Source organism: Rufibacter roseus (genome assembly GCF_001647285.1).
Lineage (GTDB): Bacteria > Bacteroidota > Bacteroidia > Cytophagales > Hymenobacteraceae > Nibribacter > Nibribacter roseus.
In genome coordinates this window covers 94,608-108,945 of record NZ_LRML01000003.1, presented here as the reverse complement: position 1 = coordinate 108,945, position 14,338 = coordinate 94,608, and the positions used below count along the sequence as shown (strand labels likewise).

Sequence of the window (14,338 nt, the reverse complement as noted above, 5' to 3'; positions counted from 1 at the left end):
GCTGGAAAGCACTTTCTGATGCGCAGATAAAAGGATGATATTATTTTTGCGAACAGTTTCTTGCAATTTTGCGGGCAACCTCGTAGTTTTGCAAACTCATTTAGAACTAGAGTCAAAAGCATTTATATATTTCACTGTAAACCATGGCTAACCATAAGTCAGCATTAAAGAGAATCAGATCTAACAACGCTAAACGCTTGCTGAATCGCTATCAGGCGAAAACCACCCGTACCTTTGTAAAGCGTTTAAGAAACACAACCGACAAAGCCGAGGCGCAAGAACTGTTTAAGACGGTATCTGGTATGCTGGACAAGTTGGCCAAGAAGAACGTGATCCATAAAAACAAAGCGGCTAACAACAAGTCTAAATTGGCTCGCTTCGTAAATACATTAGCTGCCTAATTTTAGGTAGTTTCTTTACAGGATTTTCAAAAGCCTTGCCTTGTGCAAGGCTTTTTGTGTTGTACAAGGCTGGTTCTGCTACATGGAGTCATTGTCAACTTCTGCCTCAATATCTAGGAGCCGCCTCGGTTTGCTCAGAAGTCAAAGGGGGGAGGTTGGGCATTCTTAATGAATCAAAGCGGCTCTGTCTGAATTAGTAGATTTAATTGCTGTTAAAATTAATATGACGGCATAGAGTTGATAGAAGATTTGCCATAAAACAAAAGCGGCGGCTACTTTACAGTAGCGCGCTTTTGTTTTATGGATTTTTTAGTACTTACCGCACAATGCTGAGCTTGATCATGTTGGCACGTTTCTTCTCCATCACTGGCATAGAACCTATGTTGATGAAAACGTCTCCTTCCACCAAATGTCCTTCCTTCACCAAAATATCTTTAAGATCATTGATGGTATCATCGGTAGAAACAAAGCGGTCGTAATAATATCCTCTGATTCCCCACACCAAGTTAAGGGTGTTCAATAAAACGCGGTTATCAGTGAAAATAAAGATATTGGCTTTCGGGCGGTGTTTCGCCAACTGGAAAGCAGTATACCCTGATTTCGTCAAACCAATGAGGGCGCGGGCATCGGTGTCGCGGGCAAGGCCTACGGCGTTAGCTACCACGGTGTCATTGTAGAAAGTCTGAGACTCAGGGTTGAATACAAAGTTCCGGTGAAATACCTCTGCCTGAGATTCTACTGACTGTATGGTGCGGTTCATGCTCCGGATGGTCTCAATAGGGTACATACCGGCAGCTGTTTCAGCGCTAAGCATCAAAGTGTCAGCTCCGTCCATTACCGCGTTGGCCACGTCGTTGGTTTCGGCGCGGGTTGGGCGGGGACTGGTGATCATGCTTTCCATCATTTGGGTAGCCACAATCACAGGCTTGCCTAACGCATTGCATTTCTCTACAATCATTTTCTGGATCATAGGAACTTCCTCCATCCCTATCTCCACACCCAGGTCACCACGGGCCACCATCACTGCGTCAGTAGCGGCAATGATAGAATCGATGTTCCGAATGGCTTCCGGCTTCTCAATCTTAGCAACTACGCGAGTGTCTTTGCCACGCTCAGCAATAATGCGTTTGATCTCATGTATATCCTCTACTTTTCTTACAAAAGAGAGCGCAATCCACTCCACATTATTATCTAACCCGAAATGCAGGTCCTGAATGTCTTTCTCAGTAAGAGACGGGGCAGTAACCACGGTGTCTGGTAAGTTGATACCCTTGCGAGGCTTCACCACACCACCATATACAACTTCAGTTTCTACTTCCATGTCACCGTCAGTACTGATCACGGTTACCTCTAGTTTACCATCATCAATCAAAATGGCGTCACCAGGCTTTACGTCTTGTGCCAGGCGGGTATAGCTGGTAGAAAGACGGTCTGCCGTACCAATAGATTTGTCGCAAACAATTTTCAAGCGTTGACCCTGAACAATTTCCACGGCTCCGTCAACTACATCGTTAATGCGGATTTTAGGTCCCTGTAAATCTTGCAGAAGGCAGATGTTCAGGTTTTGTTCTTCGTTGATCTTTCTAACATGCTCAATTACCTTTAAATGGTCTGCATGTGAACCGTGCGAAAAGTTAAGACGGAACACGTCTACCCCTTCAGTAATAAGAGCACGAAGAACTTCAGGTGAGTTGCTGGCCGGGCCAACCGTTGCTATTATTTTAGTTTTGTTAAAATGAGTAACCATGGTCTAAAAAAGAAGGTTTTCTTTATATCGTAAGCTTTGTGGGTCAAAAGGTCGGACGTACTGCACCAAAGGCACGGCATTCAAGGTTTTCAAGAGGCCTTGCTGAAATTGGTTCAGCCCACCAGTCACCTGAATGACATAGTCATATTCCTTAATGTCTGGTACCAGAAAAGGGGAGGCCAGCGTGCTGACACCAACAGAACGGTTGCGGAACAACCGAAAGGTGCCGTGTTCGGCCCGGTGTAGATAATTTGAAATAACTAGCCGGCCTTTGTTCAGAAAATCAATGCACAAGTCTGCCTGCTTGATCAATCTGATTCGGAAATACTTGTTAAGAGCCCAAGCAAGAGTATGCTCTTTGCTGGAAGATACAACTCCATATAGGTCGAAATCATAATCATACTCTACATCTAAGCGGAAAGATTTCATGGGTTGCGGTGTGCGGACTTTGGTTTTTTAGTTGGGTTGGCAATTTAAAGAAGGGAATTGGAAACTCAAGTATACTGGTGAGAAAAGTGTGCGAATAAAACTATTGCGTGTAATTTGTTTGACATTGTGTCGTTAAATCCATTTCTTTGCACTGTGTTTTAAAAAACTTCTAAAAAAATGTCAGAAATCGCAGAAAAAGTAAGAGCTATTATCATCGATAAATTAGGCGTTGAAGAATCTGAGGTGACGCCTGAGGCTAGCTTTACAAACGACCTGGGTGCCGACTCTCTTGATACTGTAGAATTGATCATGGAATTCGAGAAAGAATTCAATGTTTCTATTCCAGACGATCAGGCTGAGAACATTGCAACGGTAGGCCAAGCGATCAGCTACCTGGAAGAGCACGCAAAATAGTCTTCTTCCCCCTTTCTTTCCTTTATTTGATCCAAAATTACCTTATTAATACAGGTTCTTTCCTCTACTAGCAGCGTATGGAGCTTAAGAGAGTTGTAGTAACTGGCCTTGGTGCAATTACCCCTTTGGGTATAACTGTTTCTGAATATTGGGACGGTTTGGTGAATGGTGTTAGCGGTGCTGCCCCCATTACACGGTTTGACGCTTCAAAGTTTAAGACCAAGTTTGCCTGCGAAGTAAAAGGATATCATCCTGATCAGTATTTTGATAGAAAAGAGGGCCGTAAAATGGACCTCTTTTCTCAATTTGCTGTCATTGTGGCGGACCAAGCTGTGCAAGATGCACGTTTGGATGATGAGTCGCTTAACAAGGACCGCATTGGGGTAATTTGGGGTTCTGGCATTGGCGGCTTACGCACCTTCCAGGAGGAATGTGTGGCGTTTGCCAACGGCGACGGTACCCCGAGGTTCAACCCTTTCTTCATTCCTAAAATGATCGCCGATATCAGCGCCGGTCATATCTCTATTAAGTACGGCTTCAGAGGTCCTAATTTTGTGACCGTTTCTGCCTGTGCCTCTGCTACCAATGCTCTTATTGATTCTTTCAACTATATCCGTTTGGGTATGGCCGATGTGATCATGAGCGGTGGTTCTGAAGCTGCGGTTACTGAAGCCGGTGTAGGAGGGTTCAACGCCTTGAAAGCCCTTTCAGAGCGTAATGACTCACCTGAAACCGCCTCAAGACCTTTCGACAAAGACCGTGACGGTTTTGTGTTAGGTGAAGGTGCTGCGGCTATTGTGCTGGAAGAATACGAGCACGCGAAGGCCCGTGGCGCTAAAATCTATGCCGAGATTATTGGCGGCGGTATGTCTGCCGATGCTTACCACATCACGGCCCCTCATCCTGACGGATTGGGTGCACGCAACGTAATGCAAAATGCGTTGAAAGATGCGGGTATAAAGCCTGAGGAGGTAGACTACATTAACGTGCACGGTACTTCTACCCCATTAGGAGACGTAGGAGAGTCTAAAGCCATTGAACATGTCTTTGGCGAGCACGCCTACAACCTGAACATCAGCTCTACCAAGTCCATGACCGGACACTTACTGGGAGCTGCCGGTGCCATTGAGGCCGTTGCGTCTATTTTGGCTATTCAGAACGGAATTGTGCCGCCTACCATCAACCACTTCACCGATGATGAGGAGTTTAACCCTAAGTTGAACTTCACCTTTAATCAGGCGCAGAAGCGGGATGTAAACATTGCCTTGAGCAATACCTTTGGGTTTGGCGGTCACAACACCTCGGTTATTTTCCGCAAATTCGTTGATTAACCTTGACTCCGATTCGGCCGGTTCTCCGCGTTTTTAAAAGATTCTTCTTTAAGGACAAAGCATTTGTCAGAGCCGTAGCCCAAATAACGGGCATGGCTCCGGATAACCTGCACCTGTACCAACTGGCTTTTACGCACACTTCGTTTGTGCGCCAAAACCTGCAAGGTAACCAAGAAACTAATGAACGCCTTGAGTTCTTGGGTGATGCTGTGTTGGGCACCGTTGTAGCCGAATATCTGTTTAAAAAGTATCCCTACAAAGACGAAGGCTTTCTGACTGAAATCAGAAGCCGCATGGTTAATAGGGAGTCTTTGAACAATCTGGCGGTTAAGGTAGGGTTGAACGCTCTTATCAAAGTAGACAATATCTCTGGTGTTACCCGGCATAAATTTATCAACGGCAATGCCTTGGAGGCTTTAGTAGGTGCTGTTTATTTGGACAAAGGCTACAAAGACACCAAAAACTTTATCCTGAAAAAGCTGATCAAGCCTCATTTTGATTTACACCAGCTCACCACTACTACCAGTAATTTCAAGAGCAAACTGATTGAGTGGGCCCAAGGGCAAAACCGCAGCATCCGCTTTGAGATTATAGGCCAGAAACAGTCAGGCAGTACCACTGAGTTTACCGCCGCTGTTGTGGTAGATGACGAGGTTCTGGGCTCAGGCAGTGGCTTATCTAAGAAGAAGGCTGAGCAAGCTGCTGCTGAGAAAAGCATGGAGGCGTTGAAAGCCGCTGGTATCAATATTACCTGATTTTCCTCTACAGTACAGCGTTCGGTTGCATAGCGTTTGTGGTTGTACATTAATTTCTTCTACTTCTTTCTCTGTAGGCTCATTCTTGCTGCTTACTCTAATTAACTCCCTTCTTCAGAAGTGGCAAAGAGGGTATGTTTACACCAGCTGATCCACGCATTCCTGATCCTACTACTCTTTTGCGGTCATCCTGAGCGCTAGCCGAAGGATCTAACGAAGACTATTACTCCTGCTAGAGATTTTGCCTACTACTTCCGCTTTACCCTCCGCCGTTGTTGTGTGTTCTCACCAACAACTTCAATGCTGTTTCTCCCACAACTGCTTCAACCAAACCTCTAGCTGCCTCGCTCCCTGCTGAGGTTTGTCACTTTTCTCCTTGATGAGAAAAGTAACCAAAAGAATCAAGAAGCCCCTGACTCACTGCCGCTCAGACAGGAGGGGCTTCAATTAATTTACCATCTGGCAAGCGTGCGAAGTTCCATTGTTACGGTGGATACTGCTGACTTGAACCTGTGCCTCGTGCTCCCGCTAAGCGCCTGCGTGCCCTTGGCACTGCGTTGCCCGCTCCCGCAGGAAAGGCTAAGGAGGATATGGTCTTTAGTTACTACTTTTTGACTGAGAACTTGCGACTTTCCTATCAAGTTGGGCTGGTGACATTGCCCAATTGACCTCGCAGTGTTTCTAAGAACTACGAGTGTCTGTGGCGTGCTAAAGTGCCTTCTAGAGCAGGCAGAGAGACAATTCTAACCCAATATACATTTGCTTCTCTGCAACCAGCACGTAGATTTGTGGTGGAGGACTCTGTTTCTTAGTTTAACTCTAAGCCCAGTTCTTCCGTTAAAATTGCTTTAACTGCACAGACTATGATACTTGCCGGCGCCGCCATTAATCAAACTCCGCTCGACTGGGAGAACAACCTCAGCAATATAAAAACTGCCATTGAACAAGCCCGTGCCGCCAAGGCAGACATTTTGTGTCTGCCCGAAATGAGCATCTGCGGCTATGGTTGCGAAGATATGTTTCTGAGTGATTGGCTGTCTGTTACCTGCTTTAAGAAGTTACTGGAGATAAAAGAATGGTGCCATGATATTGTGGTGTGCGTGGGCCTTCCTGTTCGGCTGAACAGTATCACATACAATACCGCCTGTGTTATAAGAAACGGAGAAATTCTTGGTTTCACCGCGAAGCAATTTCTAGCCAATGATGGGGTGCATTACGAGCCTCGCTGGTTTAGCTCTTGGGTACCAGATACGGTGCAGCAGTTTGAGATGATGGGGCAGACCTATGCTATTGGCGACATTGTGTATGAATACCAAGGCGTACGCTTCGCCTTTGAAATTTGCGAGGATGCTTGGCGGAACAATGATCGTCCGGGCTACCGCCACATGGCCAAAGGCGTGCAATTGATCATTAACCCCAGTGCCAGCCACTTTGCTATGAGCAAGACCGATGTTCGGTATAAACTAGTGATGGAAGCCTCAAGGGAGTTTGGCTGTACCTATTTGTATGTAAACCAGCTGGGCAACGAAGCTGGAAAGATGATTTACGATGGTGAAATCATCATTGCGCAGAACGGTAACCTTGTTCACCGCAATGAACTGCTTTCTTTCAAGAGCGTGGACTGCGAATGTGCGGAAGTAAACATCCTGAACCCCTTGCCGCTGGTAGAAGTGCCCGTACTACCGCCTGTTGACGAGAACCGCGAATTTATTGCGGCCGTTACCTTAGCTATGTTTGATTATCTGCGCAAGAGCCGCAGCAGGGGCTTTGTTTTGTCTTTGAGTGGCGGAGCAGATTCTTCTTTATGCGCCGTGATAGTGGCCGAAATGGTGACAAGAGCGGTAGAAGAGATTGGGCTGGAGGAGTTTGTGCGTAAAACCAACTGCCTCACCCCAGAGGAATTGGCCCAATTTAGCCTCCTTTCCGGAAAAGAGCTCCGAAACGCATTGGTGAGCAAGCTGCTCATTACCGCCTACCAAGGCACGATCAATTCCTCAGACAACACCTATCAATCGGCGGCGGAGCTGGCAAAGTCCATTGGCGCTGTATTTTATAACTGGACCATTGATGAGGAGGTAGCCGGTTACCGTGGCAAGATAGAACATGTAATTGCCAGGCCGTTGACATGGGAGAGTGATGACGTGACGCTGCAGAACATTCAGGCTCGTGTACGCGCCCCCGGCATCTGGATGCTCGCTAACCTGACCAACTCTCTGTTATTGGCTACTTCTAACCGTTCTGAGGCCTCGGTGGGCTATGCTACCATGGACGGTGACACAGCCGGTAGTATCTCACCTATTGCTGGTGTAGACAAAGCATTCATTCGGCAGTGGCTTGTGTGGGCACAGATGGAGCTAGGGTATGAAGGTTTACAATACGTGAATAACCTGCAGCCTAGCGCTGAACTAAGGCCACTGGAGCAAACCCAAACCGACGAGGAAGACCTGATGCCGTACCCGCTCCTGAACCAGATAGAACGCCTGGCTTTCTACGACCGCCTCTCACCGCAGCAAGTTTTTGAGCAACTCAAAGGCACTTGTCCAGATGCACAACTCCTGCAGTCTGTCAAGCGATTTTATGCCCTCTGGAGCCGCAACCAATGGAAGCGTGAACGCTACGCCCCCGCCTTTCACCTAGATGATTACAACGTAGACCCACGCAGTTGGCTGCGTTTCCCGATACTTAGCGGCGGTTTCAGGGAAGAAGTGGAGAAGCTGGGGTAATGTGTTAGTTCGAGTGCTTACAGGTGCCTTTTCAGTCTGTTTTTCTGAAAACAGGTCGGAAACAGTGTACTTAAGGTTTTGCCTTCATTTCACCAGAACTTGAGAACTTCTGACATGCTACCTGTTTTTTTTAAGCTTTCCCTCTGTTGTGCAACACAGTTCCCCTCTTGGGAGGGGGAATTCCACTCTTGCTGACGGAAAGCTTTAAAGTAAGCTGCTTTGAATTTCTAGCCTGATTTCCGTAAAACAAGGCTAAAACAGAAAGACACGCTGGTACCGTATTTTCAGAAAATGCTACTATGGAAGAACTTACCTGCCCAACAGCATTTCATGACCTAGAGCAAAAGGCCTGGGCTTTTGCCGTGCAGGCGCATGGTGAGCAGCGGAGGAAATATCACAACGAGCCCTATGTAAAGCATCTGGAGCGGGTGGCGCAGCTGGTCATGGTCTACGGCGGCACCACAGGTATGGTGATGGCGGCATTGCTGCATGATGTGCTGGAAGACACGTCCGTCACTGAGGCGGAAATGAAAGCTTTTCTGGAGGAAATTTGTCAGGGTTCCATTGTAAAACCCGAAGAGGTGCTGGAGATGGTAGTAGACCTCACAGACCAGTTTACCAAGCAGCAGAAGCCGGGGCACAACCGCAAGCGCCGCAAGGAAATGGAACGGCAGCGCATTTCCCAGACCTCACCTCGCGCCCAAACTATCAAGCTCTGCGACATCATTGACAACACCCGCGACATTGCTGAATATGACATTAGTTTCGCCAAAGTATATATTCCTGAAATTGTAGCCCTGCTGGAAGTGCTTAAGAATGCAGAGCCATTCCAGCTGTATATGCTGGCTTGTTATGAAGTACAGAAGGCCGTATACAGGCTGGAATAGGAGCGAAGAGCCAGAGCAACAGAAGAACAATAATTGAATAGCCCCCTGTTTCTGACTTGTTTTCTTGAAAACAAGTCAGAAACAGGGGGCTATTCTTAAGCCGTAAGCGCAGCTTATTTGCCGCCGCTTAAAGCATCATCATTTTTAATGGTTTTTTTCTGGCGTTGGCTGCTCTGCATCTTTCCGAAGTTCCAGTCAAAGCCAATACGGAAGGCGCGGTTATAATTGATGTTACTGACCTGCTGCTGGTACGTAGGGGAGTGCACTGTATACCTGAAGTTAAAGGTGTTATTGAATGGGTTGCTCACCCCAAAGCTAACAGAACCCTTGTCTTTCAACACTTTCTTGCGAACGGTAAAGTTGGTATAGTAGTTTTCAGCAATTACAGCATGTAATATTCTGCTTTTTGAGTTGTATCCAGCGTACACTTGGGCGGTAATTCCTTTGTCAAACTCATAGCTGGTGCTCAGATTTAGGTTGTACTGCAGCGCTTCAACTTGCTGGCCGAACCCTTCCATTGATACAAAGTTCATGTTAATGCTGGGGCTAATAGTAAAGGCAGGCATTGGTTTGGTAGAGCCAGACAGACTGAAGCCGTAAGACCTGTTCTTGCCGATGTTGTCATGGGTAATGAGCATTACCTCCTGTAACTGGTTATTCACTACCAATTTCTCCGGCGCCACTACCTGCTGTATGGCGTTATCCGTCTGGCGCAGGAATACTGAGGCGTTGATGGAAGTAGTCTTAAAGTAGGTGTTGTAGCCAATCTCATAGGCATGCGTCAATTCAGCATCTAAGGTAGGATTGCCCCGGTAGCCCATGTTAAAGTCTTCTAGCTGCAGGAAGGGGTTGAGCGAGTAAATCTGTGGCCGCTGGATGCGCTGCGTATAACTTGCTTTAACCGTATGAATGGTGTCAATGGTACGGGATACACTGAAGCTGGGAATCAAATTTTGGTAGGCATCTTTAAAAGAACTGATCACCAACTGGGTTTCTTGGGCGGCATCGTTCCATTGCGAATTATGGAAGACACCTTTGATAGCTGTGTGTTCATAACGGGTGCCCAAATGAAAGTTATACTTCTTCAATTGGAAGGCATAGGTGGCATAGGCCGCTATGACGTCTTGGTCATAATCAAAGTTATTGATGGCCGTTGAATCTGCCTCTGCCGGGAAAGAGTAGGTGTAGGTAGTTCTACTGCTGGCATCTCTAAGAATGGTTTTAGCGCCTACCTCCATTTTACCGCCTTTTTTGAACGTTTGGGTATAGTCCAGCTGAAAAGTTTTCTCCTGGCTAGGGGCTGAGTTGTCGTTCACCTGCCGCTGCAGCAATGGTGTCTCTGGGGAGAAAAGCAGGTTGTCATACACATCATCAGACTCATTGTGGTTTAGCTGAGCCAAGAAGGTAAGTTCTTGTTTTGGTTTGAAAGTACGGGTGTAGCCAAAATTGACATCATAGCCAGAGCCATTCCAGTCATTCTCAAGATCTGAGTATGCCAGAGGCAGCTGCTGAGAATTTTTATTAATGGTTGTTTGGTGGCCAGTTCCTAAGAAAAAGTTTTGGCGCGTAGAAATACCCAAGTTAAAAGCGTTAAGCGTATCTGGGTCAAAGGTAAGTTCTACTTTGGCGTAGTACCCATGGTTCAATGAAAGGTGGCGGGAATCTTGGCTTAGTACATTTTGGCTTTCATCGGTACGTTTTGCCAAAACCAGTCTGCGGTTGTTGTTGTCATAGCCGCTCAAGCTGGTGCTCAACCCAAACTTGCCCTTCTTCATGTTCAGGCTGGCGTTCAAGTTGCGGTAGCGGTTGCCCAAAGACAAGCTGGTGCGCCCGTTCATGCCTTGCATAGAATTCTTTTTGGTGATGATGTTGATGATACCAGCGGTACCTTCGGCGTCATATTTAGCAGAAGGGCTTGTAATTACTTCTATGCTTTTGATAATGTCTGAAGGGATCTGTTTCAGGGCGTCGGCCAAATTATTAGCCAGAATGCTGGAAGGCTTCCCGTCCATTAATACCCTGAAATTAGAACTGCCGCGTAGCTGCACGTTGCCCTCGCCGTCTACGGTTACAGACGGAACTTTGCGCAACACATCAGAAGCGGTGGTGCCCTGGTTGCTGATATCTTGCTCAGCATTGTACACCAGCTTATCTCCTTTGTCTTCAATCAGTGCCTTCTGGCCTACAACTGTTACTTCCTGCAGTTTTGTAGCGCTGGCTCTTAAGGTTATACCATCTAATTCTACAGTAGATTTCTCTGTTGAAATGGTGAACGGCGGCAGAGTCTTGGCATCAAACCCCAAATAGCTAATGCTAACACGGTAGCTGCCGTAGGCTACGCTGGTGAAGCTGAACTTTCCGTTTTCATCGGTTATGGTGCCGTTTACAGGAGTGTTTGTGGCCACACTCACCAAAGAGACAGTGGCGAACTCAACGGGTTTGGCTGAGGCTGAATCTACCACCTGACCAGTGACTTTGCCAACCGCCGCACTAGCTGAAGTAGTTTGCGCCTGCAGGTGATTAGTGAAGGGGGCTGCGCAGAAAAACAAAAACAAAGAAAGTAATAATAAACGCATGGTGTTGCTGATACAATCAGTGGTTAATGGTTAGCTATGGATTTCTAAGGCGCAAAAGATTCCCTACCCCACAAAAAGTGTGGGGGCCGCTGAATGTAAGCGCCTGTTGTTTGGATTTATTAAAGACTTGATTACCTGCGCAGGTACTCAATAGATGTGAGCGGTAGCAAAAGGGTTGCCTGCCTTGTAAATTTTTTTTGTTTTAGCCCTGATTTCAGAAAAACAACGCAAAAACAGAACGCCCAACCTCAGAAATGAGGTTGGGCGTTCTGTTTTTAAAGAGAGAAAAAATTAGTTTCCTTCTCCGCCTCCTTTGGCGTCATCATTCCGGATAGATCGTTTGCGGCGAGGCTGCTGGTTCATCTCCATCTTACCGAAGCGGTAAGAGAAACTGATTCTGATGTTTCGGTTATAGTTCTGGTTTAGGCTGTTCTGCAAGAACGTTGCTGATTCCAGTTCTGAAGTAAACTTAATGGTTTTGCTGAACGGGTTGTCCACGCCTAGGCTTAGACTTGCTTTTTTGTCCCAGAACTGCTTCCGTACACTGATGCTGGAGTAATACCATCCTGAGAACTTACCTTGTATAGAAGGCCGGGGAGAACTGTATGACCCAAAGAACTGCAGTGCCAGGTCTTTGCCGAAGTCATAGCCGGTGTTTCCGTTTATGCTGTACTGCATGGCTGAGTTTCTCTGTAACGTGGAGCTACTAAGAGTGATGTAGTTGGCATTAAACGAACCACCAATGCTCCATTTAGGAACAGGTTTAGTGTTACCAGATATGCTTATACCATAGGTGGCGTTTTTGCCAATGTTAAGGTAAGTGGTGTAAGAAACGCCAGTAGTTTGCCAAGGCGCAGCATCGGCACGGGCTGCTTCCTCCTCAGTGACAATTCCTCTGAAAGGCTCAATGGAGTTATTGGTTTGTCGCCAGTACAAAGACACGTTGACCGAACTGGTTTTAAAGTAATTGCTGTAGCCCAATTCATAAGAGTGTGACAGCTCCGGCTCCAGCTCCGGGTTACCGTATGACACATTTTTGGCGTCAATAATATTCACGTAAGGGTTCAGGTACCAAATCTGCGGTCGCTGAATACGTTGCGTGTAGCCAACTCTGAACGTTTGCGTCTTAAAAGTGCGGGACACCAAAATGTTAGGAATGAAATTGGCGTAGTCATCTGTGAAAGGTGTCTGGTATGGCTGTATGTAGTTTCCGTTAATGTGCGTGTACTCGTACCGAGCTCCTGATTTCACATTGTAATTTTTCAGCAGTTTAAAGCCATAAGAAGCGTAGGCGGCATACACGTCTTGGTCATAGCTGAACTCGTTGGGCTCCAGATCTTCTTCATTGGTAGATAGGCGGTAGCGGCGGTACATGGCGTCACTTTCAGCGTAGCGAAGTATGGCTTTAGTACCTATTTCCAACTGCGTTTTGTTCTGGAAAGGGTGCATGTAATCAACCTGAAAGGTCATTTCACGGTTATAGCCATCGTTGGAGTTGCGTAAAAGAGTGTCCAGCGTGTAATTTTCATTCAGAAAAATGTCTTGGTCAGAGGTACTGTTCATGCCGCCGCGAGTCCACTGGGCCAGTACCGCCAGTTCCTGCTGAGGCTTGAAAATGTGGGTATAGCCCATGTTCAGGTCTACGGAAGCATGTTCGCTTAAACTCCTGATATCATTCTCAATGATTCTTGGCCCATTGGCATCTCTCAAAGATGAATGCTGCAGTCCTTTGTTATGCCATTGACCTTGGTACACGTTCACGCCCGCGTTAATGGTATTGCTGGAGTCTAAGTCAGCGTCAAATCCTAATTGCCCATACATTCCACCACCCCTGCGATCAAACTCACCTTTTTGGTCTAGCATGCTCAGTATCTCAGCGTCAGGAGCTGTGCGAGTAATGCGGTGCAGCTCGTTTTCGTTTTTGTTGTTATACTGCTGGTGCGTGCCAAAACTGGCGTTCATGCCTACTTTACCTCGGCGCACGTTCACATTGGCGTTTCCGTTGGCGTTTCTGTTACCTGCTGAGGCGCTTACGTTGCCGTTCACGCCGTACATGGTGTTCTTTTTGGTGATGATGTTGATGATACCCGCTGTGCCTTCGGCGTCGTATTTGGCCGACGGACTGGTGATCACTTCCACCGTTTTAATCATGTCTGAAGGAATTTGGCGCAATGCATCAGCCACGCTATTGGCCACAATGCTAGAAGGTTTGTTGTTTATGAGCACCCGCACATTCGCTGATCCCCTTAGTTGCACGTTTCCATCTAAATCAACGGTCAGCGACGGCACTTTCTTGAGTACATCGGCTGCATTGCCGCCAATATTGGTAATGTCTTGGTCGGCGTTATACACCATGCGGTCTACTTTGTCTTCTACCAAAGGTTTTTCACCCACCACGGTTACCTCGGCCAGCTTGTTCTGGATAGGCTTCAGCACAATGTTGCCCATCTCTACGTCATCGTTCTTCTCAGAGAGTGTAAATTTTTTGGTGGCTTGCGGTTCGTAGCCAATAAAAGATACGTTAAGAAAGAAGGTGCCGTAGTCAACTTTATTTAAAGTGAAACGACCTCTATTGTCGGTAATGGTGCCGTCTACTGGTTTACCGGTGGCAGTGTTTACCAAAGAGATGGTGGCGAATTCTACTGGTTTAGAAGTGGCGGAGTCGGTGACTACACCCGCTATTTTTCCGGTACCTTTTTGGGAAGTAACACTTGAGCCAGAAGCCGTAGCCGGGGTAGCGATGATAGTTGATACTGGCGCAGGTGCCTGAGCCATAAGATTGACCACCGAAGCTAATAGCAGCACCGGTACGGCGAGTAAGGCTTTAAACATGAAGAAGTTGTGAGGGCGTTTTTTTGATAAAAGACAGAAAATAATGAAATAGACTATATAGGTGATAAGTCGCCTATATCCACGTTGAATTACTGATTAATTTATTATTAGTAGAAGTATTGTATAACCTGCTGATTTATAGATTTTAAAAAATTATGAAAGAAGCTTAAATGAAAGTTTTCTCTGCCGAATTAAGGCTGTAAACTTTCTGTTTTAGGTCTGTTTTTAGAAAATGAGGCTAAA

The 14,338-nt window shown here is 46.6% G+C and carries 10 protein-coding genes; 6 read left to right on the top strand and 4 right to left on the bottom strand.

All coding sequences use genetic code 11. From position 1 onward, the window contains the following. Positions 1–143 precede the first annotated feature (143 nt). Entirely contained in the window at positions 144–401 is a 258-nt protein-coding gene (gene rpsT, locus A8O23_RS04480) for a 30S ribosomal protein S20 (protein WP_066617290.1), read from the top strand. A gap of 316 nt (positions 402–717) precedes the next feature. On the opposite strand, the gene pyk is transcribed toward rpsT, so the two are convergent. Continuing rightward, complete coding sequence (gene pyk / locus A8O23_RS04475) at positions 718–2,148, bottom strand: pyruvate kinase (protein WP_066617288.1); 1,431 nt, start codon at positions 2,146–2,148, stop codon at positions 718–720. Between the two features lie 3 nt (positions 2,149–2,151). Continuing rightward, the gene (locus A8O23_RS04470) at positions 2,152–2,577 is read right to left on the bottom strand and encodes an IPExxxVDY family protein (protein WP_066617287.1); all 426 of its coding nucleotides are present in this window, start codon (positions 2,575–2,577) and stop codon (positions 2,152–2,154) included. Between the two features lie 177 nt (positions 2,578–2,754). On the opposite strand from A8O23_RS04470, the gene A8O23_RS04465 reads away from it, so the two are divergent. From A8O23_RS04465 to A8O23_RS04445, 5 genes are all read left to right on the top strand, one after another. After that, positions 2,755–2,991, top strand: a complete 237-nt coding sequence (locus tag A8O23_RS04465; protein WP_048919546.1) for an acyl carrier protein — start codon at positions 2,755–2,757, stop codon at positions 2,989–2,991. A 77-nt stretch (positions 2,992–3,068) separates the two neighbouring features. Further along, positions 3,069–4,322, top strand: a complete 1,254-nt coding sequence (fabF, locus tag A8O23_RS04460; protein ID WP_066617286.1) for a beta-ketoacyl-ACP synthase II — start codon at positions 3,069–3,071, stop codon at positions 4,320–4,322. Between the two features lie 2 nt (positions 4,323–4,324). After that, positions 4,325–5,077 (top strand): ribonuclease III, encoded by a 753-nt coding sequence (rnc, locus tag A8O23_RS04455; RefSeq protein ID WP_066617281.1) that lies wholly within the window; start codon positions 4,325–4,327, stop codon positions 5,075–5,077. Between the two features lie 863 nt (positions 5,078–5,940). After that, positions 5,941–7,800, top strand: a complete 1,860-nt coding sequence (nadE, locus tag A8O23_RS04450; protein ID WP_066617278.1) for an NAD(+) synthase — start codon at positions 5,941–5,943, stop codon at positions 7,798–7,800. Between the two features lie 299 nt (positions 7,801–8,099). Beyond that, positions 8,100–8,687 (top strand): HD domain-containing protein, encoded by a 588-nt coding sequence (locus A8O23_RS04445; protein ID WP_066617272.1) that lies wholly within the window; start codon positions 8,100–8,102, stop codon positions 8,685–8,687. A 113-nt stretch (positions 8,688–8,800) separates the two neighbouring features. Here the strand turns inward: A8O23_RS04445 and A8O23_RS04440 are convergent, their stop codons facing one another. Together A8O23_RS04440 and A8O23_RS04435 are read right to left on the bottom strand one after the other, a co-directional pair. Beyond that, positions 8,801–11,263 (bottom strand): TonB-dependent receptor domain-containing protein, encoded by a 2,463-nt coding sequence (locus A8O23_RS04440; RefSeq protein ID WP_082882912.1) that lies wholly within the window; start codon positions 11,261–11,263, stop codon positions 8,801–8,803. A gap of 291 nt (positions 11,264–11,554) precedes the next feature. Next, positions 11,555–14,095, bottom strand: a complete 2,541-nt coding sequence (locus A8O23_RS04435; protein ID WP_066617269.1) for a TonB-dependent receptor domain-containing protein — start codon at positions 14,093–14,095, stop codon at positions 11,555–11,557. Positions 14,096–14,338 lie beyond the last annotated feature (243 nt).

Bases quoted from the DNA above. Each gene is read 5' to 3' on its own strand.
- rpsT (WP_066617290.1), top strand. From the start codon at position 144: ATGGCTAACCATAAGTCAGCATTAAAGAGAATCAGATCTAACAACGCT.
- pyk (WP_066617288.1), bottom strand. From the start codon at position 2,148: ATGGTTACTCATTTTAACAAAACTAAAATAATAGCAACGGTTGGCCCG.
- A8O23_RS04470 (WP_066617287.1), bottom strand. From the start codon at position 2,577: ATGAAATCTTTCCGCTTAGATGTAGAGTATGATTATGATTTCGACCTA.
- A8O23_RS04465 (WP_048919546.1), top strand. From the start codon at position 2,755: ATGTCAGAAATCGCAGAAAAAGTAAGAGCTATTATCATCGATAAATTA.
- fabF (WP_066617286.1), top strand. From the start codon at position 3,069: ATGGAGCTTAAGAGAGTTGTAGTAACTGGCCTTGGTGCAATTACCCCT.
- nadE (WP_066617278.1), top strand. From the start codon at position 5,941: ATGATACTTGCCGGCGCCGCCATTAATCAAACTCCGCTCGACTGGGAG.
- A8O23_RS04445 (WP_066617272.1), top strand. From the start codon at position 8,100: ATGGAAGAACTTACCTGCCCAACAGCATTTCATGACCTAGAGCAAAAG.
- A8O23_RS04440 (WP_082882912.1), bottom strand. From the start codon at position 11,263: ATGCGTTTATTATTACTTTCTTTGTTTTTGTTTTTCTGCGCAGCCCCC.
- A8O23_RS04435 (WP_066617269.1), bottom strand. From the start codon at position 14,095: ATGTTTAAAGCCTTACTCGCCGTACCGGTGCTGCTATTAGCTTCGGTG.